Source organism: Halorubellus salinus (genome assembly GCF_020567525.1).
Classification (GTDB): Archaea; Halobacteriota; Halobacteria; order Halobacteriales; family Natrialbaceae; genus Halorubellus; species Halorubellus salinus.
This window is the reverse complement of sequence record NZ_JAJCVI010000002.1, coordinates 548,510-572,203: the sequence shown is the minus strand read 5'-3', so window position 1 is coordinate 572,203 and position 23,694 is coordinate 548,510. Positions and strand designations below refer to the sequence as shown.

The 23,694-nt window shown below is 63.3% G+C and carries 26 protein-coding genes; 3 read left to right on the top strand and 23 right to left on the bottom strand.

Annotated features, from left to right (window positions below):
• Nucleotides 1-262 precede the first annotated feature (262 nt).
• The 17 genes from LI336_RS07370 to LI336_RS07290 form a co-directional block, all read right to left on the bottom strand.
• Nucleotides 263-2,635: a hypothetical protein gene (locus LI336_RS07370; protein ID WP_227132352.1), complete on the bottom strand. Its 2,373-nt coding sequence runs from the start codon at nucleotides 2,633-2,635 to the stop codon at nucleotides 263-265.
• Nucleotides 2,632-2,991 (bottom strand): helix-hairpin-helix domain-containing protein, encoded by a 360-nt coding sequence (locus LI336_RS20365; RefSeq protein ID WP_227132351.1) that lies wholly within the window; start codon nucleotides 2,989-2,991, stop codon nucleotides 2,632-2,634. The genes LI336_RS07370 and LI336_RS20365 overlap by 4 nt, the downstream gene beginning before the upstream one ends.
• Nucleotides 2,984-3,247 carry a hypothetical protein gene (locus LI336_RS07360; protein WP_227132348.1) on the bottom strand — a complete coding sequence of 88 codons (264 nt, stop codon included), beginning with the start codon at nucleotides 3,245-3,247 and terminating at the stop codon, nucleotides 2,984-2,986. The genes LI336_RS20365 and LI336_RS07360 overlap by 8 nt, the downstream gene beginning before the upstream one ends.
• Nucleotides 3,244-5,058, bottom strand: coding sequence for a hypothetical protein (locus LI336_RS07355; protein WP_227132347.1), 1,815 nt, complete (start codon nucleotides 5,056-5,058; stop codon nucleotides 3,244-3,246). The genes LI336_RS07360 and LI336_RS07355 overlap by 4 nt, the downstream gene beginning before the upstream one ends.
• A complete protein-coding gene (locus tag LI336_RS07350) occupies nucleotides 5,058-6,380 on the bottom strand; it encodes a hypothetical protein (protein WP_227132345.1) in 1,323 nt (440 codons plus the stop codon). Before LI336_RS07350 ends, LI336_RS07355 begins: the two co-directional genes overlap by 1 nt.
• Nucleotides 6,377-7,390 carry a hypothetical protein gene (locus LI336_RS07345; RefSeq protein ID WP_227132343.1) on the bottom strand — a complete coding sequence of 338 codons (1,014 nt, stop codon included), beginning with the start codon at nucleotides 7,388-7,390 and terminating at the stop codon, nucleotides 6,377-6,379. Before LI336_RS07345 ends, LI336_RS07350 begins: the two co-directional genes overlap by 4 nt.
• Nucleotides 7,387-7,944, bottom strand: coding sequence for a hypothetical protein (locus LI336_RS07340; protein WP_227132342.1), 558 nt, complete (start codon nucleotides 7,942-7,944; stop codon nucleotides 7,387-7,389). Before LI336_RS07340 ends, LI336_RS07345 begins: the two co-directional genes overlap by 4 nt.
• Nucleotides 7,941-8,231: a hypothetical protein gene (locus LI336_RS07335; RefSeq protein ID WP_227132340.1), complete on the bottom strand. Its 291-nt coding sequence runs from the start codon at nucleotides 8,229-8,231 to the stop codon at nucleotides 7,941-7,943. Before LI336_RS07335 ends, LI336_RS07340 begins: the two co-directional genes overlap by 4 nt.
• Nucleotides 8,232-8,318: 87 nt before the next feature.
• Nucleotides 8,319-8,582, bottom strand: coding sequence for a hypothetical protein (locus tag LI336_RS07330; RefSeq protein ID WP_227132339.1), 264 nt, complete (start codon nucleotides 8,580-8,582; stop codon nucleotides 8,319-8,321).
• Complete coding sequence (locus tag LI336_RS07325) at nucleotides 8,579-8,797, bottom strand: amino acid transporter (RefSeq protein ID WP_227132337.1); 219 nt, start codon at nucleotides 8,795-8,797, stop codon at nucleotides 8,579-8,581. The genes LI336_RS07330 and LI336_RS07325 overlap by 4 nt, the downstream gene beginning before the upstream one ends.
• Nucleotides 8,794-9,696, bottom strand: coding sequence for a hypothetical protein (locus LI336_RS07320; RefSeq protein ID WP_227132335.1), 903 nt, complete (start codon nucleotides 9,694-9,696; stop codon nucleotides 8,794-8,796). Before LI336_RS07320 ends, LI336_RS07325 begins: the two co-directional genes overlap by 4 nt.
• The gene (locus tag LI336_RS07315; RefSeq protein WP_227132333.1) at nucleotides 9,681-10,085 is read right to left on the bottom strand and encodes a hypothetical protein; all 405 of its coding nucleotides are present in this window, start codon (nucleotides 10,083-10,085) and stop codon (nucleotides 9,681-9,683) included. The genes LI336_RS07320 and LI336_RS07315 overlap by 16 nt, the downstream gene beginning before the upstream one ends.
• Entirely contained in the window at nucleotides 10,075-10,800 is a 726-nt protein-coding gene (locus LI336_RS07310) for a hypothetical protein (protein ID WP_227132332.1), read from the bottom strand. The genes LI336_RS07315 and LI336_RS07310 overlap by 11 nt, the downstream gene beginning before the upstream one ends.
• Before the next feature lie 14 nt (nucleotides 10,801-10,814).
• Nucleotides 10,815-11,813 (bottom strand): hypothetical protein, encoded by a 999-nt coding sequence (locus LI336_RS07305; RefSeq protein ID WP_227132330.1) that lies wholly within the window; start codon nucleotides 11,811-11,813, stop codon nucleotides 10,815-10,817.
• Nucleotides 11,814-11,944: 131 nt separating this feature from the next.
• Complete coding sequence (locus LI336_RS07300; protein WP_227132328.1) at nucleotides 11,945-12,703, bottom strand: hypothetical protein; 759 nt, start codon at nucleotides 12,701-12,703, stop codon at nucleotides 11,945-11,947.
• Entirely contained in the window at nucleotides 12,700-14,283 is a 1,584-nt protein-coding gene (locus tag LI336_RS07295; RefSeq protein WP_227132326.1) for a S8 family serine peptidase, read from the bottom strand. Before LI336_RS07295 ends, LI336_RS07300 begins: the two co-directional genes overlap by 4 nt.
• Nucleotides 14,280-18,452: a S24/S26 family peptidase gene (locus LI336_RS07290; protein ID WP_227132325.1), complete on the bottom strand. Its 4,173-nt coding sequence runs from the start codon at nucleotides 18,450-18,452 to the stop codon at nucleotides 14,280-14,282. The genes LI336_RS07295 and LI336_RS07290 overlap by 4 nt, the downstream gene beginning before the upstream one ends.
• Before the next feature lie 218 nt (nucleotides 18,453-18,670).
• Here LI336_RS07290 and LI336_RS07285 point away from each other — a divergent pair, with 218 nt between their 5' ends.
• Complete coding sequence (locus LI336_RS07285; RefSeq protein WP_227132323.1) at nucleotides 18,671-18,868, top strand: DUF1905 domain-containing protein; 198 nt, start codon at nucleotides 18,671-18,673, stop codon at nucleotides 18,866-18,868.
• On the opposite strand, the gene LI336_RS07280 is transcribed toward LI336_RS07285, so the two are convergent.
• Complete coding sequence (locus LI336_RS07280) at nucleotides 18,865-19,362, bottom strand: hypothetical protein (protein ID WP_227132321.1); 498 nt, start codon at nucleotides 19,360-19,362, stop codon at nucleotides 18,865-18,867. The genes LI336_RS07285 and LI336_RS07280 overlap by 4 nt on opposite strands.
• A gap of 139 nt (nucleotides 19,363-19,501) precedes the next feature.
• Nucleotides 19,502-20,137, bottom strand: coding sequence for a DUF4145 domain-containing protein (locus tag LI336_RS07275; RefSeq protein WP_227132319.1), 636 nt, complete (start codon nucleotides 20,135-20,137; stop codon nucleotides 19,502-19,504).
• A gap of 142 nt (nucleotides 20,138-20,279) precedes the next feature.
• Here LI336_RS07275 and LI336_RS07270 point away from each other — a divergent pair, with 142 nt between their 5' ends.
• Together LI336_RS07270 and LI336_RS07265 are read left to right on the top strand one after the other, a co-directional pair.
• Nucleotides 20,280-20,693: a hypothetical protein gene (locus tag LI336_RS07270; protein WP_227132318.1), complete on the top strand. Its 414-nt coding sequence runs from the start codon at nucleotides 20,280-20,282 to the stop codon at nucleotides 20,691-20,693.
• Nucleotides 20,694-20,879: 186 nt separating this feature from the next.
• Nucleotides 20,880-21,482, top strand: a complete 603-nt coding sequence (locus LI336_RS07265; RefSeq protein WP_227132316.1) for a site-specific integrase — start codon at nucleotides 20,880-20,882, stop codon at nucleotides 21,480-21,482.
• 91 nt (nucleotides 21,483-21,573) lie between these two features.
• On the opposite strand, the gene LI336_RS07260 is transcribed toward LI336_RS07265, so the two are convergent.
• The 4 genes from LI336_RS07260 to LI336_RS07245 all read right to left on the bottom strand — a co-directional run bounded on the left by LI336_RS07260 (nucleotide 21,574) and on the right by LI336_RS07245 (nucleotide 23,372).
• On the bottom strand, nucleotides 21,574-22,050 hold the full coding sequence (locus tag LI336_RS07260; RefSeq protein ID WP_227132315.1) for a type IV pilin domain-containing protein: 477 nt from the start codon (nucleotides 22,048-22,050) through the stop codon (nucleotides 21,574-21,576).
• A gap of 66 nt (nucleotides 22,051-22,116) precedes the next feature.
• Complete coding sequence (locus LI336_RS07255) at nucleotides 22,117-22,560, bottom strand: type IV pilin domain-containing protein (RefSeq protein ID WP_227132313.1); 444 nt, start codon at nucleotides 22,558-22,560, stop codon at nucleotides 22,117-22,119.
• Nucleotides 22,560-22,967: a type IV pilin domain-containing protein gene (locus LI336_RS07250; protein ID WP_227132312.1), complete on the bottom strand. Its 408-nt coding sequence runs from the start codon at nucleotides 22,965-22,967 to the stop codon at nucleotides 22,560-22,562. The genes LI336_RS07255 and LI336_RS07250 overlap by 1 nt, the downstream gene beginning before the upstream one ends.
• Before the next feature lie 18 nt (nucleotides 22,968-22,985).
• Nucleotides 22,986-23,372, bottom strand: a complete 387-nt coding sequence (locus LI336_RS07245) for a type IV pilin domain-containing protein (RefSeq protein ID WP_227132310.1) — start codon at nucleotides 23,370-23,372, stop codon at nucleotides 22,986-22,988.
• Between the last annotated feature and the right edge of the window lie 322 nt (nucleotides 23,373-23,694).

The window sequence follows — 23,694 nt, the reverse complement described above, 5'->3', positions numbered from 1 at the left end:
TGAAAGTCAAGTAAGCATCTGACCTCGTACAACCCCGACGCCATCTTCGTAATTCTATTCTTAATCTTCAGGGGTCACGTGTGGCTCGCGTCGTATAGAGTATCAAATAAGGTACGCGCGATTCTATGAGTGATTGTTGTCTATGTTCAACTGACCTACCCTCACCCCGCCCCAGCGTCACCGATACCCTCCGATAATCCAGACCAGGACAACCCTCCAGCGACGAAAACACCACTGTATCACCGTTCGGACTCGGTGGGCGTCACAGTTCCTCGAAAACAGACTGCCAGCTGACCTCAAGCGCCCTCCGACCGACTGGTGTCAGATGGTACTTCCCGCCCTCCTTCTCGATCGCCTGCTCCAGCTGCGTCTCCTCCACCGCCCAGTTCTTGATCGAGGAGTATCCCACGCCAGTCAGGTCAGCCATGTCCTGATACGTACCGACCTCGTTATCCCGAACCGCTCGGAGGACGCGACACATCTTCTCGATCGTCCGCTCCTTCCGATTCGTCCAGTCACGCAGTACGCCGTCGATACCGTGTTTCGTCAGGACCTCGTTCTCCTCTCGCTCCTCCGCCTCTGACGTCGACATGAGCTGTATCTCCCGCTGCTCGTTCGCCGCCTTGACCGGCGCCAGCCGCAGGTCCTCTGGGACGTCGTGCTCGCGACGCTCCTTGAGGACGTCCAGGAGGGCCTCCTCGGAGACGTCCCCGTCGACCTCGACGCCCAGGGCCTCGAGGTCCGACGGCAGGAGATACCACTCCTGGCGCTCCGGCGGCGCATCCCTACGCACGCCATCCTGGTCGACGAACTCCTCCGCGTCGTGGTGCCAGCGCTCCGCGGTCGACGTCGCGCCGTGCTGGACGCGGAACCCCATCGCGAGCCCGTAGCGGTCAAGCCACTCCATGTCTCCCAGCCCAAGCGCGCACCGCGGGCCCCGCCAGTTGATCGGGTACGTCTTGCCCTCGGGCTCCATCAACATCCCCCAGCCCGTGGGGAACGACTTGAGCTGTTGGCGCTGCTCATAGCTAAAGTCGAACCCGGCGTTCTCGAGGACCGAAATCTTCTCCTCGCCCATCTTCAGCAAGACCTTGATGGGCATATTCCCACGAATCGGCAGGTAGACGTCCCGAAGGTATTGCGTGGAGCCGATGAGGAGAATCCGTCGCGACCCGCCCTGACTCGAGAGCGTCAGCAGCGTCTGCCGGAGCGACTTGACGATATGGCTGTACTTCGTGCGGTTCAGCGTCGACGGTGCAAGCTCCTTGATCTCCCGGAGTCCGACCGCCACCCGCGGCAGGTTCGGGTGCTCGTCCCGCTCGTACGAGATCAGGCGCAGCCAGACGTTCTCGATCAGATACTTCAGGTGCTCCTCGCCGTCCGGCAAGAAGTTCGAGTTCAGGACCGCGACGTGCTCCTGGTCCGCGAGGACCTCCCGCATTTCGAGGTTCGTCTCTGCTCCCGCGTCGGCGAGCAGTCCCTCGCTCGCTAGCAGCATGAGGCTCTTGGCGCAGTCTTCGAGGACCTGGTCCTCGCCCATTTCGTACGTGCGAGTGTGGCTCTCCGCGCTCGCCTCCGACCCCTCGACGGCCTCCGTCACCGTGACCTCCGCGGTCGTCTCCTCCGCGTACTTCTCCAGGAGCCGAATCAGCTCGTCGACGTTCCCAGCGCACCGCTCCAGCGCGTGCTTGATACGGTCCTGGGTCTCACCCTCTTGCTTCACGCCTGAGAGCTGCGTGACGATTTCCGGCGTCAGCGAATCCACGCCGATTGTGAACGGGACGTGATTCTTCGGGAGCTCGTCCGGCAGCCCGACGGCCGGGACGTACACCTTCGTCGGGTATCCCGTCGGCGTCTGGTTGAACTGCGAGAGACTCTCCTTAATGGCGTCCTCGTCGTTTGGGCAAGCGACCATCGGCGTCTCGTTCCGGCCGTCGTCGTGGAGCGAGACCCACTTGTACCCGTGCTCGTCCTTGAGGTTCCCAGCGATAGCGCACAGGAGCGCGTCCTTCCCCTCGCGCGGGTTCGCGATAATCAGGATGTGCTCACAGTCGACGTGCTCGATCTCGGTCGCTCGCTTCTCGAGCTTCGACGTCGACGACGCCGACACCCGGACGCGCCCGATCGGCGTCGGCTCTCCGTCGACCGGAGACCGCGCTCCCTTGACCTGGAGCTTCGACATCTGAACCGGCGCCATACGCGTCTTGTCCGTCGCCGAGTGCTGCGTCCCCAGCGCTATCGAAACCCGCACGTAAACCTCGAACTCCTGGCGCCGCGGCCACTCCCCGAGGTCGTCGTCCTCCCGAGCACGCTCTCGCTGGCTCGCGAACCGTCGATACAGCAGCTTGTACTTGTCCTTGAGGCCGCTGTACCCAGGCGCGAGGACGTCCGCCACCCGCTCGTCCGCGTCGAGCGCCCGCTGGATTTCGTCCAGGAGCTCGTCCGGGTCCGTGTCGGTCTCCCCGACGAACGCCGACTCCGTCGCCCGCATGAGCTCGCGGATATGCGCCTCCCGCTCGCGTTCAATCTGCCATTCGAGCTCGCGGCGCCGCTTCGCGAGCAGGTTCTCGACCGCGACTCCTGCGTCCGTCGTGTCGTCCGGCTGTATATCAGCGTATACGTCGTTCTCGTTCATCGTGACAAGCGTGACTTGATAGCTTCCGCGCGCTGCTCGCCGACGTCGGGAATCGACCGGAGCTCCTCGAGGTCAGCCTCGCGCAGCTCCTCGAGCGACCCGTACCGCTCCGCGAGGTATCGCGAGAGCGTCTCCCCGACGCCCGGAATCGGCTCGACCGCCGCCCGAATCCGCTCCGACTCGTCGTCGACGACGACCTCCAGCCGCCGCTCGAACTCGTCCTGGGAGATCTCGTCGTTCACCCAGCGCCTTTTCAGCGCCTCGACCTCGTCCGGCTCCCGCCACTCCTGGACCCACTCGACCGCCGTCAGCAGCACGGCGCCGGAGACGACCGCGGCCGCGAGCCACTCACTCACCGCCGAACACCTCCAGGAACTCGTCGCGACAGTCCTCCGAGCAGAACGTCGACCGCGGCCGCCGGCCCGACGCCGACGCGTTCGCGATCGGGCTCGACGTGTCCGCCGCCGTCGGCTTCCCCTCCGGCTCCGCTATCGCGGCGCCGCACGTCCGGCACTCGTTCCGGCTCACCCAGAACAGCCCGTGCTCGTTCTCGTCGACGGCCTCCTCATCGGCTCCGGCGAGTGCCGCCAGCCGCGCGACCAACCCGATCATGCTTCACCCCGCTGGTGGCCGAAGTTCCCCGTGAGCATGGGCTCCTCCTCGAGGACGTCGTCCACCGACGGGAGCTCGTACAGCGGGTCCCACGTCGCGTAGTTCCCGAACTGGTTCGAGAACTGCGCGCGAATCGTCCCGAACTCCGGCGGAATCGGGTCGCCGCGGTGCCTGACCGCCGTCACGGTCTCGTCGCCGTCCTCCTCGAGCGCGATCTCCTGCTCGACGAGCGCCGCCGGCACCAGGTCGCGGTACGCCTCCCGAACCAGCGCCGGGTCGTGACCCATCCCACGCTTCCCCGGGAGCAGCGTCCGCGCCTCTATGTCGTACTCCACGACGTCCTCGATCACCTTCGCCTTCGGAACCAGCCCCGTCTCCGACGCCTCCACCGACTCCATGAGCCGCTCCATGACCAGCTTGCGCTCCTGGTCGCGGAACGCGTGGAGGTCCGGCTTCATCCCACGAATCTGCTCCGCCTGCTTCTCGAGCACCGACGGAGACGGGTCCAGCCCCGACAGGAGCTCGACCGCTCGATGCGCGACCTCGTCCGCGAACTCCTCCCGGTCGTCGTGAACGTAGACGTCACCCGCCAGCCACGCGTACTGGAGCGTCCGCTCCGGAACCTCGACCTCCTTGACGAGAATCGCCGCGTCACGCCAGTCCACCGGCTCCTCCTCGCGGCGCAGCGCTTCCAGGCGCTTCGACCGCTTCCGCGACTGCCGCAGGTAGTACAGGAGGCCGACCAGCACGCCGACCGCGAACAGCGGCGGGTACAGGAACGGCTTGATCCAGAACTGCGCCACAATCAGCAGCCCGACGATCGTCACCAGCCCCGGGACCGCGAACTGCCAGACCAGCCGGTCGAAGTTCACCGCCGTCGCGACGTCCAGCTTCAGGAGCTTCCACTCCTCGAGCCACTCGTCGCGACCCGACTCGTCCTCGACGTCGTCGACGTCCTCCGACGTCGCCGGCGCCGGCCCGCGCCCGAAGAACGCCCGCAGCGCCGACCGGATACCCGTGACCTCCTGCGTCTCGACGTCCTCGACCTCGCGAGCGTCCTCCTCCGCGACAAGTTCAGCTTGCCGCCGCCGCTCGCTCGTCGCGAGCGTCTCGAGGACCTCGTCCTGAAGCTCGAGGTTCGCCTCCGCCTCCTCCAGGAGCTGGTCGACGTCGCCGCGCGACCCCGGCACGTCCGCCGTTGCATCGTCCAGCGCTGCGTCGAGCTCGCGCGACCGGTCCTCGAGCGCTCCGAGCACGACGTCCAGGTGCTCGTCGCGAACGTCCAGCGCCGGCCCCAGCTCGCCGTGCTCGATGAGGTCGTCCTCCGCGGTCGGCTCCGCGAACAGCTCCTCGCGGAGCTTCATGCGGTCGTCGTCGGCGCCGTCCAGCGCCGCCAGCACGCGCTCCCGAATCGACTCCCGGTCGTCCTCGTCGGTCGCGATCACACGCGTCGACCCGTCCGGCTCCTTCGCCTCCGCAGCCAGCCGACGCACCGACCGCGTCGCGTACCCCGTCACGTCCGCCGCCTGCTCCGCATACCGCCGGTCGCGGTACAAGAGCACGCCCCGGAATATGAACGCCAGCAGCAGCACGTACGTCCAGGTGTTCGTCGCAAGCTCAAGCACCGGCCGCAGGTAGCCCGTCGAGGTCGTCGTCGCGCTCTCCAGGCCGCTCTGTGCCGCCAGCCACACGCCCGCCGTCGCGACCACGAGCGTCACCGCGAACCCCGCCACGACCACGCGCTTCTTCAACCGACTCGGGTCCCCGATCGCCACACGCTTCACGCGGTCGAGGAGGCCTCCGAGCCGCATTAGTCGTCACCTCCGGCGACGGCGCCGCCGGCGTTCGAGGTCGTCGTCCCCGCGTACTGCGAGACGTCCCGGCTCTCGTCGAGCTCGTCCAGGAGCTCCCCGCACCGCCGGTACGCGTCCTCGTAGTGGTGCGCCATCCCGTACTTCGTGATCATCCGGTGCAGCGCCTTCTGGCCGTGCGAGAGCGCTATCTCCGGCGACGACAGACGCTCCGGTCGACACACCGCCTCTATCCAACCGCTCTCGATCGTGTCCGCCTCGAGGTTCTCCACGCCGCCGACCTTCACGATCTCGCCGTCCCGACGCACCGGCACGCCGTCGCGGAACAACTCCGCGAGCCCGTACGTCGTGTCGACCTCGAACGCGTCGCTCCAGTAGATCTCGCCCATCTCCCGGACGCCGTCGAGCTCCCGGAGCTTCTCGTCCGCCGCCGACTGCTGCTGCTTCCGGTACTCTATCCAGAGCCGCTCGCGCAGCTGCTCGCTTTTGCCCGTCGCGTTCGTCAGAATCTCGAGCACCTGGCGGTTGTTCCGCAGCAGGTACACCGCCAGCAGCGCCATGATACCGAGCACCAGCGCGATACCCAGCGGGTTCGCCACGATCGAGACCAGCGACGCGAACAGCCGCGCCGCCTGCTTCGTCAGCAGGTGATCCAAGAGCTCCGCCTTCTCCTTCGTGGCCTCGTAATAGTTCTCCAGACCGTCCGGAGACCGCTCGAACCCGGACTCCTCCGCGTCTGACAGCATATCCTGAATCGCCGGGCGGTACTTCTTCATGCTCGCCGCGCCCGTGCTGATCGACGTCCGCTCCGCGTACAGCTCGACGCTGCGACTCGAGTCGTCCGCGAACCATATCTGGAGGTTGTACAAGCTCTGCTTGCCCACCGGCGCCGCGTCGTCAGCGTACTGGACGCGAACCGTCTGACCGCCCTCGAGCACCGACGCCTTCGCGCCGTCCTGCTGGATCGCCACCTGCTCGACCGGCTCGCTGACCGAGAACAGCGCGAACGGCCCGCTGGTGTTGAACGTCTCGCCCTGGCTCGCGACCGTCGTCTTCTGGACGTCGCTCTCCAGGTTCACCGGCAGGATACGCGCCGTCTCCGCGATCTCCGGCCGACTCTCACCGCCGCTCGTCTCGTTCTCCGGCGGCGCCGTCGTCGTGGTCGTCGTGTTGTTCGGCGACAGGTCAGGCGTCACAACTGGTCCGCTGACCGCCTCCGGCGCCGACGTCGCCGCCTGGGTCGCGGGAGTCGCTGCGGCCGCTCCCACGCCCGCCAGCAGCACGCACGCCACCGCCAGCAGCGCGACCAGTCGCCGCGTCATGCTCCCGCCTCCTTGCCGTTCGCCTTCTCGTCAGCCGGCTGCTGGCCGTTCGTTCGCTCCGTCGTGTCCTCGACCTCGACCCGCATCGACGACATTTCCTTGAACCGGCTGAAGTCCTCGAGGAGGTCCTCGCGGTCGCGGTACTCGTTGTTCTCGATCTTCTTCTCCATGCTGCGAATCTGTTTCTGTAGGTGCGCGTTCGTCGCTTTCGTCGCGTTCAGCGACGCGTCCTTTCGCTTCTTCTCCTCCCGGAGCTCCACCGCCCGCTCGCTCGACAGGCTCGACGGCGAGGAGTACGTGACGTCCGCGCTCGAGGTCGCGCCCTCGAGCACGATGTCGCCCTGCTCCTGGGTCCGGACGTGATACCCGTGGTCGCCCGGCACCTCCTTGCCGTGGTCCGGGACCTGGTGCGTCACGACGTCGTCCAGCGGCTTCTCGCCGCCGCGGAGTCGTCGGTCCTCGCCGACCTGGCGGAACCGCCAGAACAGCCCCAGGAGACGCGAGTCCGCGACCTCCTGGACGTACGTCCGCCCGCCGTGGTTCTTCACGGCCGTCCGTGCGTACGGAACGCGCTCGATCAGGTCGCGAGCGCCCTTGCGCTCGTACTCGACCGTCAGGTACGCGATCTGCGAGTCGAACCAGGCCTTCAGCTTCACGCCGCCGGCGACGCCGACGAGCGCGATCGCCGCGAACCGGACCTCGCCCGTCAGGTACTTCGACGCCGGCGCTCCCGTCCGCATCACGTCCCACGCGCCGTACCCGACCAGAACCGCCAGCAGCACGCACGACCCCACGAACATCTTGTACGGCCCGCTCCAGGAGCGCGCTCGCTTCCGGAACGGTATTGAGAAGTCCTGCGAACCCGAGCTCTCCTCGAGCTCCTGGCGCTCCTCCTGGCTCTCCTCGTTCGTGTCCGGCGCGAAGAACCCCTTCTTCGCCAGCCAGATCATGCTCCCCACGACCAGCACGACCACCGCCAGCCCGACCGCGACCTCCGTGACCGCGCTCACTGCTCGCCACCTCCGACAGCGAGCGCCGTCGCGTCGTCCTCGAGCTCGACGTCCTCGCCGGCCGTCGCGTGGAGGAGGTCCTCTGCCTTCGACTGGAGTCGCTGACCGCGCTCGAGGAGCGCTCGGTGGTCGTTATCCCACGACTCCAGGAACGCCGGAATCCGGTGGCAGTCGACGTCGCGCGCCTGCTGCTCGAACACGCGCCGCGCCTCCTGCTCGCTTTCGGCCTCCTCGAGCTTCCGCGTCCGCCAGCGCTGCTCGGTGCGGTCCGTGACGACCGGGCAAGCAGCGCCGTAGTGCGGGCAACCCTCGCACGCGTCAGGGAACGCGTCCTCGCCGCGCGACACCGCCGGCGAGTTGTACATGGGCTGCCCGTCCAGCAGCGCGTTCAGCTTCTCCTCGACGAACTGGCGAGCCGTGTCCGCCTCGCTCTGCGCGAGACTCTCCTCTATCCAGTCGCCGATACGCTCCCGGAGCGCGTCGTCGTCGACGTACATCCGGTAATCTCGAAGCTCGCGACGCAGCTCCGCGAGCTCGCCGACGTCGCGACTCACGACTCCGCCCTCCCGTCGACGTCGTCGACGTCCTCGAGGGTCTGCTGGATCTCCTTCGTGGTCCGCTCGATCTCGAGGTCCGTCAGGTCGTCGTCGACCTCGAGAGTCGCCGGCGTCACGACCACCGCCTGGCGCTCGCACGTCGTCTCGACGATCTGGAGCCGGACGTTCTGCCCAGCGCGGAACGGCCACGCCGAATCGCCGGCGAGCGCCTTCTTCACGTACAGGCGGTGGTAGTCGCCGTTTCCGTTGACGTCCTCGAGGGTCGCGGTCGCGTCAGCCGCCATAGACGGACCTCCGCGTAGTTTTGGTAACGTGTTTGGAAAGCCGGTAACGGGTTGTGGTATCATGGTTGAGTAGCATCGTAAGAGGGGTTAGTTGGCGATTTTCGCTCGCAGTCGTTTCTGAGTCTTTGCGCCCTTCGACAGGAACACGTACAGGAACAGCGCCACGACGATCATCCCGACAATCTGGAACCCGCCGAGAATCAGGAACGTCCCCGACAGGACCCAGAACGCACTCGAGACCGTCGCGAAACCGTCGTACCATGCTCCTGCGCCGCCCGAGTGATTGAGGTACGCCCAGGCGCCGACACCGATCGCGACGAACAGCGCCACGATCGAGAGCGTCAGGCTCACTGGCGCCCACCTCCACGGTTCCGAACCTGTGCCGCTGCGCCGCGCTCGCCGGTCCTCCGCGCCTTCTCGACCTGGAGGATGTACCGACCGAAGTACGCGCCCACGACCCAGACGCCGGCCAGAACGAGGCCAGCAACCCAGCCCGCAGGCGTCAGCGCGACAGGTGCGAGAATCACCAGCGCGACCGCGCCGACGACGTAGTTGAACGCGCTCACGCCACCACCTCCGTCGGCGAGACCGCGAACGGAAGCGCGTCCCAGACGACTCCCCAGCCGCTCGCGTACGACTCCGCACTGTGCTGCGCGCGCTCGAAGAACGTCGGCTCCGCCGTGAACGACACGCTCGCGTTATCCTCCACGGCGCCGTTCGAGAAGTGGAACGTCACGCTCGAGGACGATTCGGTGTAGTACACCGGCGCGTCCGCGTTCTGCTCCACCGGCTGCGTCTCCCCGTTCACGCTGTACGTCGCGTGCCAGGAGTCGATTCGCGTCCCGTTCTTCGACTCCAGCGGGACCGTGATACGGCTCGAACCGTTCGTCGGCTGGATGGTGTACTGGCGCTGCTCGAGCTTCGAGTCGCCAGCCAGGAACGACGTCACCGACGAGAAAAGGCCTTGGCTCTCCCGCTTCGCCTCGCCCGTCCACGCCAGCGACGTGACCCGCGCCTGACTCGGCGCGAACAGCGCGCTCTCGCCCGGCTCCAGGACGAACTCGACGCTGGTGTAGACCTCGCCGCTCGTCAGGTTCTGCGCCGCTCGCCACGACGCGGTCGCGTTCCCGTTCTGGCCCTCGATCTCTCCGAGGTCAGCTGCGGAGACGACCTCCGGCGAGATCTCCACGCGGTACCGCACGCAGTACCCGTTCGGGTTCGAGGCGTGGAGTCGCACGAATCCCGTGACGTCCTCGAGGCGCGTCTGCGTGTTCTCCACCGTCGATGTCGCCTCGCCCGTCTCGTTCACGGTCGCTATCGCCGCGTCCGTCCGGTACGCGTCGTGCGTCACGGTCTGGTTGCAAGACGAGCTTGCCGCCGCCGTCGACGTCGGCGCCGTCGCGACCAGCCCGCCGACGACCGCGAGCGCCACCACGACGCCCACCATGATCAGTCGCGCTCCCATAGTGGTACGTCCCGGTCTTTGTACAGGCCGACGCGCCGGCCCGCCTTCTTGTGGTACTTGTTCGCCACCGGAATCAGCCGCAGGAAGTTGTACGCGAACAGGAGCGCCCCGATCGCGATCAGGACCAGCCCGACGCCACTCCAGGACGTCAGCACGCCGAAGATCATGATTGTCACCGACGACGTCATGCCCGCGGCCTGCGAGTCCCGGCCAGCCGCCCGAGCCGTCAGCGACAGGCCTTCCGAAATCAGCCCGACGAGGCCGTCCGGAAGCGTGTTGTCGAGCGTGAACTTCGACAGGGACTGGCGCGTGTTCGAGAGCGTCCCGGAGGCCTGGTCGCGCGCCTCGGCACCGACCTCCCGGAGCTTCTTCGCGCGCTTACCCGGCATACGCCACCCCCTTCGACGTCGTCACGTTCGCGGACCCGCAGGAGCCCGTGCTCGAATAGAGCGACGTCTCGACGTCCTGGCCGTACTTCCCGCGGAGCTCCGCGAGATAGCTCGTCGTCACCGACTCGTTCGGCGCCGCGTACTCGTCGACGAACGACTCCAGCTCGCTCGGAGCGCGCTTCGCCGCGTAGCCGCAGAGCTCGACGTCGTCCGTCGGCGTTCGGTTCGTCGACGACACCATGCGCGTCGAGACCGACCCGTTCGACGCGTTCGCCAGGACGAACCGCGTCGTCGACTCCCCGTCGACGAGCACTGTCAGCGCCACCGTCTTGTTCGACGTCCAGTCGCGACGCGAGCTCGCGTACTCCGCGAGCGTCTCGTTGTTCGCGTTCCACGTCTCCTGGAGCGCGTTCGCCTTCGCCGACGCGGTCGGCTCGCTGCTCGAGGAGACCCCGAGCGCGTCAGCCACCCCACCCGGGAGGCTGAAGGCCCACCACTGGAGCCGCTGACGCTCGCCTTCCGCGTACGACAGGCCGGTCTCGACGCCCGAGAGCGCCCAGTCCGACGTCGACTGGTTCGCCGCCGGTCCTTCGAGGACGTCCCCGAGGACCGTCTCCGTCTGCTGACCGGCCGCGACCGTGCTCGAGACCGCCACAGTTACCCCCGTAACCGCGGCCGCGAGCACGATCACCACCGTCAGCGTCTCAAGTTCCACTTGCTCTCACCTCGTTAGAGCGGCCAGAGCGTTCCGAGCGCGTCCCACATCCCGAAGCTCGACCAGGTCGCGCCGAACCCGTAGCCGTCGCCGCCGCTCGAGCGAACCGACAGCTGCGAGATCGACTCGTACTCCTCGCCCGGCGAGACCTCCAGCCGGTCGGCGTCGGCGTTGTAGACGACGGTCGTCCCGTTCACGTCGTCCGGTGCCTCGTTCATGTACACCTTCTGCGGGACGCCGTTCACGAACATCGTCATGCCCGTGATCCAGTCGCCGTTCTCGTAGCCTTCAGCCGCGTTCGCGTACGCTCCCTGCGTCGACTCGTTCTCGAGCGACAGGTACACGTCCGACTGCGTGCCGTTGATCGTGGTGTAACCCGTGACCGTCGCGACGTCCGGCGCGTCGCTCTCGTTCGTCGACTCCGAACCGAACGAGAGCATCCCCGCGAGCCCGCTGAAGAACCCGCCGCTCGAGGAGTCGAACTCCGCCGAGTCCGCGATCACGTTCGTCAGCGCCGACGCGTCCGTACCGGACGAGTCCGCGACGACCATGTACGCGTCCTCGCTCGCGTTCGCCGCCGTGTTGAACTCGACCTCCGTCTCGTCGACGACGTCGCCGCTCGAGTTGTAGATCGTCGCGTTGTAGGTCGCACCGTTCGAGTCACGCGGGAGCTCCGGGAGCTCGCCGTACGAGACGTTGAACGAGTAGTGACCGTTCGTCGCGTCGACCGTGTCCGGGCTGGAGTTGGTGTAGGCGACGTAGTCCAGGCCCTTCGTGGCGGGCGTCAGCTCGAGCGTCAGGTTCTCGTTCTCCGCGCCGTCGGTCTCGAGGTAGATCGTCTCGCTCGCGTTACCCCAGTCCGCCGTCTCCGTGTTCGTTGCGCCGCTCCAGTCGCTCTCGCTCGTCGTGTCCGTCGTCTCCGTGTCCCAGGTGCCTGCCGCTGCTGCGCCGAGTCCGGCCGCCCCGGAAACGGCGACGAGCACCGCCATCAGGACCGCAATCTTCCGATTCATGTGTTGGATTTGTGTTGTGTTTTGGTAGGTCAGTCAGCGCACGTTCCCCCTCCGCCAGCCGCCTCGAGCGTCGGGCGGTGGGAGCGGCGGCGGTATCCACCGGACGCGCCCGACGCGCCGCCACGCTCGCACTACCATAGCGGCACCCCGTCCAGGTCCGACGTCGCCCGCGCGTCGGAGAGTCCCAGGTTGAACCAGAACGCGTTCCAAACCGTCTCGAACGAGTGCCGCGCCTCCTCGCGCCACCACGACCCGCGGCCCATCATGGCCCACGGGTCGTACGGCTGCGAGACCGCGAGCTCCTCGTCCATCCCGTTCGCGAGCCAGTCCTCGATCTTCGCCAGCAGCGAGTTGACCTCCGGCCGCTCGCCCGCGAGCGAGCCGCTGTACAGGTAGTAGTGGTGATAGTTCGGGTCGACCCGCAGCACCGGCCGCTTCTTGTCCGCGGTCGCGAACTCCAGCTGGTCGCGGAACGCGTAGCCGCGGAACCAGTGATACGCCGCGTAGTCCACCCGCTCGGTCGTCTCGGTGGCCGCGTCGTACCAGACTATCCAGGGTTCGTGGTCGAGATAGTGCGAGTCGTACTCCGTCTGACCCTCCTGGTACGGGTACCGCGTGAACCCGTACACCGCGTTCAGGCCACTCCCCGCCTTCTCCGCGTGGAGCGCCCAGACGCCGTACGGCCGCGGCTCGACGCCCTGGAGGACGAACTCCGGCTGGTACTCCTGGATCTTCGCCTTGTCGTACGAGAGCGTCACGTCCGACGGCGTCGACCGCTCGACGTCCGCGCTCGCGACCGAACTCGTCGTCGCGCCTGCGACTGCTAGCGAGCCCGCGACTGTGGCAGCAGCCGCGAGCACGTCCCGCCGCGACGCGTCGCTCGACGTCATCCCAGGAGCGTCCCCCAGAACCCGGTCGAGAGCGCACGATTCGCCGAGTCACGCTGACGCGCCGGGTCGTTCCGCGCGTCCTCCTGTTTCTCGTCGGGCTCGACGTCGTCGACGAGCAGCTCCGAGTCCAGGCGCCCGGCGCCGACCTCCGTCACGCCAGCCTGCTCGAGCGGCTCCGCGTGGTCCTCGAGGTACTGCTTCAGCTTCGCCGGCTCGCCCTCAAGGCCCGGCTTCGCCTGGAGCGTCACCGCGATCTGCCCGGAGACGACCGGCGTCGCCATGCTCGTCCCCGAGAGCGTCACGTTCCCGTCAGCCACCCGCGCCGTGATCGACATTCCCGGCGCCCCGACCGTCGGGTTCTTCCCCGTCCGCTCGTCCGGCCCGACGTTCGAGAAGTACGCGCTCTCGCTCTCGTTGAGCTTGCGTGAGTCCGTCGCTGCGACCGTCACGACCGGCTCCTGGCCCGCCGGCGACGCCAGGTATCGGTACGTCATGCGCGAGTTGCCAGCGGCCACGACGACCGCCGAGACGCTCTCGTTCTCCAGCGCCTCCTCGATCTCCGCGTTCAGTCGCTCGCTCGGGACCGCACTCCCGAGGCTCATGCTGATCACGTCCGCGTCCGCCTCGCTCGCAGCCCACTCGATTCCCTCCGCTATGTCCGCCGTCGACCCGCTCCCGTCGTCGGCCAGGACCTTCACCGGAATCAGCGTCGCCTTCGGCGCGATACCGGTCGCGTTCGCGCTCGAGCCGTTCGCCGCGATCATCGTCGCCACCCAGCTCCCGTGGTTGCTCGAGGAGCCGTCGGCCACGATCTCGTAGTCCGCCGCCGTCGCGTTCGCCGGGTCCGTGATGTTGACCGTCTCTCCCGTGATCGCGTTGTACGCCAGCGGCACGCGGTCCTCGTGGAGGTCCTCGCTGTAGTCCAGGCCCGTGTCCAGGACCGCGACCCGCACGCCGTCGCCCTCGACGGAGACCTGGTCGTCGTCGACGGCCGCTCGCACGTCGTCGAGACCGCTCCGGTTGATCTCGTCGCTCCACGCGGCGCCGTCAGCCGAGAGCGACCCGCCACTGACGAGCTTCGCCCACCCGAGGCCGTCCGGCTTCTCCCACGCGCTCGACTCCTCGAGCGCCGGCTCGCGAATCGGGTCGATTGCCGTCCGCCGATTCACGCCGACCGTCTCGACGTAGTCCTGCGCGACGAGCGTCTCCGAGCCCGTCAGCGTCGAGAGCACGCCCACGCGGAGGACCTCGTCCGCTGGCGCGCTGACGACGAACCAGCGCCCGTCCGCGCCGGCCTCGCGTATCTCGCGCTCCTCGCTCCCGTTCGTCCACGACTCGAGCTTGCTCGCGCCCTGGTCGTCGACCTGGACGAGCCACCCCGGCAGGTCGCCCGCTCCGTACCGCTGGACGTCCGACGGCGCCGTCCAGCCCGAAAGCCAGCCGACGTCGTTCGCGACCGACGGCGAGAGCTTCGCCGACGTCGTCGACCCGGAGGCCGCTGCGACCGGCGTTGCGATCGTCGCCGTCACCATAACGAGCGCGAGCAGCACGCTCGCGAGCGTCCGCACCCGAGAGCTCATGCGACCACCTCCTCGAGCGCGACCGCGTCAGGCGCTGGCGTCGCGACGTCCGCACTCCCAGCAAGCATGGCTTGCCCCGACGTCGTCGCCGGCGCCGGAACAGGCACCGTCGGCGCGAACGAGACCGAGAGCGAGAAGCCCTGGATGAACTGCGCGAACCCGTGCGAGATCTGCGCGAGCAGGCCAGCGTCGTTCTGCTTCTGGAGCGTCAGGTCGCCCGTGTCGTCCGTGAACGTCTTGATGACCAGCTGGTCGCTCTGGATGTTCGCCTGCCCCCAGCTCCCGCCGTCGTTGCTGACCGCCTGCCCGTTCCGCCAGAGCAAGAGGTTCCCCGACGGCGCCGCCATGTGAACCGTCACTGGGACGTGCTGCGTCACCGACTCCTCGTTCTCGCCGCGCACGAACTTCACAGAGACCGTCGAGTCTCCCGGCGTCGAGAGCTCCTCCAGGTGGACGCTGACCTCGCTCGGCACGCCGTCGCCGTTCGGGAGCTGCGCCGTCACCTGGACGCGCTCGCGAGCGTTCTCCGTCGACACCTCCGCCCGCTCGAACTCCGCAGAGGTCAGCACGTACTCGCCGACCGGCGACTCCTTCACCGAGAGCGTCGGCGGCGCGTCGACCTCGCGACCGACCGCCTTGATACGCACCGGGATCTCTACCGTCGAGCCCCCGGTCGTCTCCGCGGTAATCTGTGCCGTATGCACGCCCGCGCCGGCGGTCGTGAACGCGAAGGAACTCCCGTTCTCGACCGGTCCCGTCCCGATCGTCGAGCCGTCCGGCCCCAGCACGCTGACGTTCGTGATCTGCTTCCAGGAGCCGCGCTCCGACGGCGACACGCGCACCGTCACGTTCTCCTTCGGCCCAGGGTTCACCGTCGACAGGCTGATACTGTCGATCGACGGCAGCTCGCCCGAGAAGCTCGGGTTCTTCACGACCTCGCTCGAGGTCGCCCAGCCCTCGCTCGAGGCCGCCATGAGCTCGAACTGCACGCTCGCCGGGTCACTGTCGCCCAGCGGGAACTCGCTGACGCGCACGACGTCGCCCTGACCCGGGAGCGTTCCCTCGTCGACGGCGACGTACTTCGACGGCACCGATCGCGTCGTCCCGTTCGCGTAGTGCGCCAGCACGCTCACGTTCGCGCTATCCAGCGCGCCCGGGAGCGTCCACGCGAGCGAGACGTTATCCGACTGCGCCGAGACCTCCGGCTCGTCGATACTCACCGTCGACTCCAGCTCCGCGATCGCCTGCCGGAGCGCCCCGACCTCCTCGCGGAGCTCCTCCTTCGTCTTGTCGGCGTCGCGAATCTGGACGCGCACCTTCTCGACGGTCGTGTTCCGCTGCTCCGCGAGCAGCTTCTCGAACCACGACCGCAGCTCCTCGTTCGCCGCCGTGATGTTCTTGAGCTTCTCGCGCGTCTCGTTCAGGCGCTCGCGGGTCGCGTTCCAGCGGTCCTGGAGCGCCGGCGGCAGATCGCCGTACGTCAGGTTCGACAGGAACCAGTCACGCAGCTGCGACCGGTTCGCCGTGATTCCCGGGTCCGCGTACTTCGGAATGTCCGTCTTGTAGACCTCGAGCGTCACGTTCGACGCCGGCACGTCCTCGCGGACCTCGCCCGCCGGCAAGTAGAACGCCGGCACGACGTCGTCCAGGTCCGCCTCAGAGGTCAAGTTCGCGTCTGCCCGCGTGAGGTCGTGGTGCGACACCACGAACGGCTCCTCCTCCTCGACGTCGACCGTCGCTCGCGAAATGTTCATCGTGTTATAATACTCGCGAATGTCCGCCCGCGTCGCGTTCGACGGGTCCATCCCCGCCGGGACCTTGTACGCGGTCGCGCTGACCGTCTGGACGTTCGACGGCAGAGACACGCTGAACGAGCCGTTCTCGCTCGTCACGACCGTCTCCGCGACGAACTTACTCGAGTTGAACCGCTCGCGCATCTGCTTCGCGTGCTTCCGGAGCTCGTCCTCGCGGTTCAGCAGCTTCTTCGAGATCTCCGCCGCGATCTCGTTCGGGTCCCCCGCGACGATAGTGTACGAGACGCTCGAGTTCTTCACCGAAACCTCGTAGAACCCCGGCGAGAGCTCCACCGTCGCGTACGAGTGCGTGCTCGTCGCCACGACCCCGACCTGGTACTCCTGCGAGAGCGGAATCGTCTCCGTCTTCAGCCCGTCGCCCGCCGGGTCCAGGTGCGTCAACTGGATCGGGCTATCTGTCGTCTTCCCGCGCAGGTCGGCGTTCACTTCGCTCTCGATCAGCGAGGACTTCGTCGGGTCCCACGACGACAAGACGACCGGCTGGTTCGCCGGTACTTCGACCAGCGGGTCCCCGAGGCTCGTCGTGTCCTCCCACTTCTCGAGCCCCCAGTCCGCTTTCGAGTGAACAGCCGGGTACTCGCTGCTGACGTCACCGAACAAGCCACCCGACCCCGTCAGCGAGACGTCCGAGTCCCACTGCGGCGGCTTCGCGTTCCGCGCCTGCTCGAGCAGATTGTCCGCCCGCTCCTCCAAGCTCGCCGCGTTCTGGAGCGTGATCTGTGAGTGATCCACGCCGGCCACGCGCACCGTACAATTCGCGCACGGCGCTCCCTCGGTTGTCTTAACGACCCCAGAGAACTCATTACCGCCTTTAGATCCGGCACTTGTCTCTATTCGCGTAAGATAGCTGACGTCCTCACTTTGAACGCTGAAAGACTGCTTAGTGGTTCCGTCGGAGCTGTACCGTAGAACATCCCCATCGACGTCCCCAGCCCAGAAATACCCATCCTCGAACATCACGGCCCTCGGTTGAGAGCTTAAACTCTCGTTTTCAACCTTACTACCCGTATCAGCATCCAGGAAAGAGATTCCGCTAGTGTGAGGCGCTGCTACTAAGTCACCGTTACTCGCAACCGCGTTCGGGGTGCTCGAGTCAAGAGACCCGTCACCACCACCCGCAGACCACTCCTCCGTTCCCGTAGAGAGGTTGAATTTTTTAACGACATTGGCATTTTGCTGTATCCAATAGACCGCGTTTTCGTCCTCGTATATTCGAGTGTTCCCTGGCGCTTTGTCGTCGTCTGTTCCGTACGCTTTCCATTCAATATCGCGGGTCGACTTGTTGAAAAGATAGAAGTTGTCAACAGTCCCGACCGCGATATAGTTCTCCGAGGCACGGATTGAATCCGCATATGGCCCGCCAATTCCTTTATCTACACTCCAGGCGACAGATAAGTTATCAGACCAAACTTTACCGACCACACCGTTCCCACCGACTATTATATAAGAATCATCGGAAGGATTGCTCGTCACCGACGCAACTGACGAGAAAGTACCCGACAAGTCCTTAGAATCAACTTGATTACCGGTCGAAATATTAATTTGATTGACTACAGCAGTCGAGAAATAATTATCTGGAACAAGAGCCTTCCCGTCAGCAGCCCCGACCGACTCCAGTCCAGACCCGGACGACACAGTATCCTCGGAGGTAGCTGTTCCACCAGAGAAGTTGAGCCAGTTATACCCACCCGATTCAAGCGCGGAAAGCACATCCAGTTCGCTGAATTGCTCTTTCGCGCTTGTAACGTCTGACGCGTTCGTTTGCTGGCGATCAATGGAGTCACTCCCCATTCCAGCCGCCGGCATCACAACCAAACCGCCCACAGTAGACAAGACAACGAGCACGGCAAGTGACACATTCAGCGCACCGCTCGACCGGAATAATCTCGTACCCATCCCGCGGAATAACGAGAGAACCGCAACGAGAGACGCCATCACCGCTCCAAGCGAAACGATACCGACAGTCCTCAGCGTATCAATCTGAACCGAAAACACGGGAACGCCGACGACGTCGGCCGCGCCAACTGGTTCAGCGATCATCGCCGCTTGGTCCGTTCGCGGGTTCGCGTCGCCCTTCGTAATCCAGCCCTCGCTCGTCTCGTCGACAATTCGGTGATACAGGTACGTGTCGCCGGTCTCGAACACGATCGGGTCGCCGACCGACGGCTCGACGTCGATGTACAGGTACGCCTGCTTGCCGTCGTGACCCATCGAGTCGCCCGTCGCGATTGCCGTTCCGACTGGCGAGCCCGAGCCCGGCCCGGCCGCGATCACGCCGACGGTCGCGACGACCGCGAGCGTTGCGACCAGGAGCGCCGCGAGCTCGCCTCGAGTCCACTCCCGAACGCTCCTCATTTCCGCGTCCCCCCGCGAGAAAGCGAGTTGTTACCGACTGCTTGAACCATACAGTCGCTCTGCTACGCTTTTCCAAAAGATTTAGCAAAGTTCTGATAATTACAGCACAGAACTACGTTACCGTGGTCACGGAAGTATCCCACACTCCCCACGAAGTCAGTAGAGAATCAGTTATTCAAATTCGAACACTTATCACGGACCTCAAACCACACGCTACCATGGCGACCAACCGACCCACCAAGAAACCGTACTTCGACCGGAGCATCTTCCCCACCGGCGGCGGCGGAGCAGCCGTCGGAATCCCCGCAGAAGTCCGTCGCGACCAGGACCTCGAACCGGGGAAGGACGGCGACACCGTCGACCTTGAATACGACCGAAAAGAAGCTACATTAACGATTTTCTTCGATACTGACTAATTCCGGAGAGACTTCGGTCCACCAAGGGCAAAGAACGCTACGACAAGGATTAGTATCATAAATATACCCAGATACAAATCTGTCGGCTTTGGCGCTGTCATCACACTTTCTGCTGCCTGAACGAGCGCAGCAGCACCTAGAATCACTGTGAAATCGGCCACTCGGTCGTTCGCATTTGCTTGTTCTTCCTGAATCTCATACTGGTCCTCGGTCATTTCCCGCTCATGTGCCACCTCGAAACCTGTCGGCGTCAATTGCACTCGACGACCGGATTCACCCGCTCCATAATTAACGAGGTTGTTCTTATACAGTCGATCCAGAATCCGTTCCATCTCGGATTCACTTATCGAGTCACCGGGGTCTGAAAACTCGTTTGCCAGTTGCCTACGAAGCTCCTCAGGAGTGTCTTCTACATCGCCCTCTAAATCCGACTCAAATAGCCCACCACTCTCGTACAGATATTCAAGCAGTTCTGCCCACTCGTGGTTCGTCATAATGATATTGTTCCACATGAATACTTCAATTTCGCCTTTATACAGGAGCGCGAATCCACCTCCTGAAATCGAAGAGCATCCCCGATATATTTCAACAAGTCTACCAACGATAGCCTGCAGATTAGACTCGGCTTATCGATTACTGATCTCGTTGGTCGATACCTTCTTTTTTATTTTCCGGGATTTCTGAATATGCTTGCTCAATCACCCGTTCTTGCGAAATCGTCACGTAGACTATCGTATTCACCAAGTCGAAAAGCCTGAGAGCTGTATCCTTATCATCTGGGCCATATATTTCCCCAGCATGTACGTAATCGTTACCTGTAACTCGAACTGAATCTAAGGCTTTTTGTATTCGACTGTCAATTCGACCTTGTTCAACAAGCTCCCCGATATTTTGATAGAGACTATCATTACTCTCATCGAGCAATTGGTTAGTGAGCTTCTCCATAGATAGGCGTAGAAGTGCTGCGGCAGCTCTTGGAGAATCTTCGACAACCTTTCTTGCCTCAATGAAGTCCTCTTTAACGTCGTCTGGCATATCCGATACTGGCTTCGGTGCGGAGGATGATTTTGGATATACAAGTTCTCCATCAATCCAGATTGAGTAATTTTTACACCGTTCACAGCGACTCAGATTTCCATCCATGATTTGTATGAATCCAGGATGGTCGATTGCAGATATCAGCTCTCCCCACTTTTGTTCCGCAAATGAACTGCAGAATGGGCAATTGAAACCGTCTTTTCCCACTTCAGGTTCCACGTAGCTGGACATAATTTGATATTATATGCAAGGTTTTTAATCATAACGAGTCTCATGGAGCATCTCATTTCCGACGTTTTAAACGTGCAAAGCTGTCATGTTGGGTTCCAAGTGGTGTCACATTTATCAGTAATCAAGTTTCAATAAACAGAGTGTGAATATCGCTGGCTACGAATTCAAAGAAGTCACCACTGGTACAGAGGAACTACCGTCGAAAGCCGTTGGAGTGTACGTAGTTGTCTGTGTGATCTCGGGGCGACCACATTGCGTGTTATATATTGGCACTTCCGAGGGAGGAGTTCGAGCTGACGTGACGCCTTCCGGGAACCTACAACATACCTTAGAGACGCATAAGAAACGAGACTGCTGGGAAGAGAATGCACACGGTGAAATTGGATACTTCATCAAATCAGTAACCGACGACGAGCGCCGAACTGCCATCCGGAATGAGCTCCAGTGGAAGTTCATCACACCCTGTGGTGTCGACCCCTGGGATGCTCCCCAGACTGGTGACGACTGGGAGGAATACCGCGAAAGTTTCGGCCCGCGTGGCTCAGAGTCCATTTGAGATTGCTTCCTGGCATTGATGCTGTGTCCGTGTACTCAACAGGTTAGTCTACGCTTCGCCTTTGTAGAGAAGCGTGCAACGCCGCGCCGCCCGTTCGCGTGAACCCGCCGAGAATCGGCGTCTGAGTACGAGCGTCGGTCGGGTGAGAACCGATTTACTGCACGCTTCTCTTGAGGAACGTGTAACATGAGAACCGAGCGGAACCGGGACGCCTCCTGGAACGTCTGGATGACCCGCGACGAGTACGCGGAGATCCCGCGCAATGCGCACTCCGACCTCGCCGAGGTCGCGATCCGGTTGATGGGTGACTGCGGGCTCCGCGTCGCGGAGGTCCTCGACGTGACGCCCGGTGATATCTCGCGGCGGAGCGGCGGTCGCAGCTGGAAGCTCGAGGTCGTCGCCGGGAAGGACACCAGCGGCGAGTACGACCAGGGAAAGCATCGCGAGACCTGGCTTCCGCGCGACCTCGAGGCGCGCATCAACCGCCTCGTCCAGGACGGCGTCGACGACTCCGAGCCGGTGGTCGACCGCTCGAAGCGCACCGTCCAGAACTGGGTCGAACGCGCCTGCAAGCGAGCTGCCGTCGAGACCGGCGACGACGACTATCGACGCGTGTCGACGCACGATCTCCGTCGCTGCTGGGCGCACCATCTCCTCGTCGAGGAAGGCGTCAGCCCGCGAATCGTCATGGCACTCGGCGGCTGGGACTCCTACGACGCGATCGAACCGTACCTCGCAGCGCCGACCGAGGAGAACATCAACGACAGCATGTCCGCGGTCGACCTCTGACCGGATTTCGTCATTGACTTCTCTGCAACTTTATCAGTGGGACGAACTATGTGAGCTTGGTATTTTCTGACCTAAAAATTGGGTCAGCTGGTTAGTCCATCGTTCCCGAACCCAGGACCTGCGACTTCTGGCCGTTGTTCCAGAGGACTACAATTTCATCTCCGGACTGGAAGCCGTCCGCTACCGTTTCTCGAATCCCAAGCGTGTCCCCTGACTTGATTTTCGCGTTTGACCACGTCTGTCCATCATACGTGGTGAACGAACCCTTCGGCCCAGACCCCTGCCAGATTGTTGCCGACTCGTTTTCGATGGTAACGTACGATGCCTTGACCGCATCACCTCCGAGAATCGTAACGTCGACTGTGTCATACGTATCTCCACCTACGGTCGTCGTTCCCCACTCCGTTTCAACCGACGCTGTTGGCGTCTTCTTGGTTGACTCCTCCGCTATACCAAGCGCAAACGTTCCCACCGCTGCTGCGAGAACGACTGTTACAGCCACCATCAGAACAACACCGATAGTGGAAGATACAGCATTCGAATCCGTGAGTAATTTTTTAAGTTGCATCTCTCTCCCCTTGTTCGCATACCGGTTCTTGAAGCGTACCTTCGGGAAAAGGAATTGTAGACTCGTTTAACTGACGTCGTATTGCGAGAGGATGTTCGTGCTATCGCTCGAAGGCGACTCCCAGACCAGCGAAATCGTATCGTCAACGGCTGCATCCGTGGTCTTGAGCTGGGTTCCAGCAGTTACTGTAGTAGAACAGCCTGCCCCTCCCAGCTTTAGATTATTCCCATCTATCTCATCTCCGCCTTGATGAGTAACTGCCACATCAATACTTCCACCACCACTCGAAGACCCACAGTCCTCATTGGCCGAGATGGGAGTGCCACTGCCTGAAGTATCTGATTGAGTCCATTCCCAACTCGCTTGAGGGACCTGGTCTTGGCTACCTCCGATACCGAGAACAAACGCGCCAATCACGGCTGCGAGGATGACGGTGATTGCTACCATCAGGATTACGCCGATGACTGGCGACACCGCATCCTCTTCCGTGAAGAGACTATTCAGATTCATTAGAGCGAGCCCTCTCCAATCACGTTCGTATCGTCGCTGGAGGGCGATTTCCAGATTACTTGGACGTCACCGTTATTGGTCACGCCAGAGGATAGAGTTTCACCAGCTTGCCAGCTTGAGTCCGTGTCACTCATATCCCCGTCGTCAAATCCTTCAGCGCTATCACTGCCGGATACGATTTTGATCTGTCCGACGTCGATGCTGTCTCCACCTTGGTGGGTGACTTCAATCCCACTATTGTCCGCGAATGTGAAGCTAGCCTGCGGGGCCTGTTCTTGGCTGCCACCGATACCGAGTACGAACGCGCCAATCACGGCTGCAAGGATGACAGTGATTGCCACCATGAGAATAACCCCGATGACTGGCGAAACCGCATCCTCGTCCGAGAGTAAGTTTTTGAGTTTCATTGTGTATCTATTATATGATTATTTCGAGAGTTCGCCGATAACGTTGGTATCATCGGAACTCGGCGACTTCCAGACGATGGTCACTTCACTGCAGGTATCAGTATTAGTTACCACTTCATCGCCTGCGGTGATACTGGTGCTAGTTGAATGAGTAGCGGCCCCACCACAGTCATCATTCGTGCTGAGCTGGGTTCCGTCTATCTTATCGCCACCGTTGTGAAGAATGGCGGTACCGTCGCTATTCCACTGGAAGCTAGCCTGGGGGGCTGTTTCTTGACTACCGCCAATGCCGAGGACGAACGCGCCGATCACGGCCGCGAGGATGACGGTGATTGCCACCATCAGGATGACGCCGATGACCGGCGACACTGCCTCGTCGTCCGTGAAGAGGTTGTTTACTTTCATTGTTGTTTTCCCACACCGGCGAACGGGTTCACCCACCGTGCCGATGTTGAATATGCGATTAGAAGCTACTTACTTAATCCCATCGGCCAACAGTTGGTTTTGGCGACTGGATAGCGTGTCTGGAAATTGGTATAGCACAGCTTTCAGACTGTCAATGGCGGCTTGAAACACCTTTTATGCCATTGCTGTCTGGCGTTATTTCTTTTGAAACAAGACAATCTCCAGAAGCTTAAATAATCTGTTCTCTTCTCCACGAAGCAAACTCTTCCCCCATACATTTAAGTATAGAATGGACGGAAGTGGGTGAAGATTCAGACCGCGC

Excerpts from the sequence above, each read along its gene's own strand:
- LI336_RS07370 (WP_227132352.1), bottom strand. The coding sequence starts at position 2,635 with ATGAACGAGAACGACGTATACGCTGATATACAGCCGGACGACACGACG.
- LI336_RS07360 (WP_227132348.1), bottom strand. The coding sequence starts at position 3,247 with ATGATCGGGTTGGTCGCGCGGCTGGCGGCACTCGCCGGAGCCGATGAG.
- LI336_RS07355 (WP_227132347.1), bottom strand. The coding sequence starts at position 5,058 with ATGCGGCTCGGAGGCCTCCTCGACCGCGTGAAGCGTGTGGCGATCGGG.
- LI336_RS07350 (WP_227132345.1), bottom strand. The coding sequence starts at position 6,380 with ATGACGCGGCGACTGGTCGCGCTGCTGGCGGTGGCGTGCGTGCTGCTG.
- LI336_RS07335 (WP_227132340.1), bottom strand. The coding sequence starts at position 8,231 with ATGGCGGCTGACGCGACCGCGACCCTCGAGGACGTCAACGGAAACGGC.
- LI336_RS07320 (WP_227132335.1), bottom strand. The coding sequence starts at position 9,696 with ATGGGAGCGCGACTGATCATGGTGGGCGTCGTGGTGGCGCTCGCGGTC.
- LI336_RS07315 (WP_227132333.1), bottom strand. The coding sequence starts at position 10,085 with ATGCCGGGTAAGCGCGCGAAGAAGCTCCGGGAGGTCGGTGCCGAGGCG.
- LI336_RS07305 (WP_227132330.1), bottom strand. The coding sequence starts at position 11,813 with ATGAATCGGAAGATTGCGGTCCTGATGGCGGTGCTCGTCGCCGTTTCC.
- LI336_RS07300 (WP_227132328.1), bottom strand. The coding sequence starts at position 12,703 with ATGACGTCGAGCGACGCGTCGCGGCGGGACGTGCTCGCGGCTGCTGCC.
- LI336_RS07295 (WP_227132326.1), bottom strand. The coding sequence starts at position 14,283 with ATGAGCTCTCGGGTGCGGACGCTCGCGAGCGTGCTGCTCGCGCTCGTT.
- LI336_RS07290 (WP_227132325.1), bottom strand. The coding sequence starts at position 18,452 with ATGAGGAGCGTTCGGGAGTGGACTCGAGGCGAGCTCGCGGCGCTCCTG.
- LI336_RS07285 (WP_227132323.1), top strand. The coding sequence starts at position 18,671 with ATGGCGACCAACCGACCCACCAAGAAACCGTACTTCGACCGGAGCATC.
- LI336_RS07280 (WP_227132321.1), bottom strand. The coding sequence starts at position 19,362 with ATGACGAACCACGAGTGGGCAGAACTGCTTGAATATCTGTACGAGAGT.
- LI336_RS07275 (WP_227132319.1), bottom strand. The coding sequence starts at position 20,137 with ATGTCCAGCTACGTGGAACCTGAAGTGGGAAAAGACGGTTTCAATTGC.
- LI336_RS07265 (WP_227132316.1), top strand. The coding sequence starts at position 20,880 with ATGAGAACCGAGCGGAACCGGGACGCCTCCTGGAACGTCTGGATGACC.
- LI336_RS07260 (WP_227132315.1), bottom strand. The coding sequence starts at position 22,050 with ATGCAACTTAAAAAATTACTCACGGATTCGAATGCTGTATCTTCCACT.
- LI336_RS07255 (WP_227132313.1), bottom strand. The coding sequence starts at position 22,560 with ATGAATCTGAATAGTCTCTTCACGGAAGAGGATGCGGTGTCGCCAGTC.
- LI336_RS07250 (WP_227132312.1), bottom strand. The coding sequence starts at position 22,967 with ATGAAACTCAAAAACTTACTCTCGGACGAGGATGCGGTTTCGCCAGTC.
- LI336_RS07245 (WP_227132310.1), bottom strand. The coding sequence starts at position 23,372 with ATGAAAGTAAACAACCTCTTCACGGACGACGAGGCAGTGTCGCCGGTC.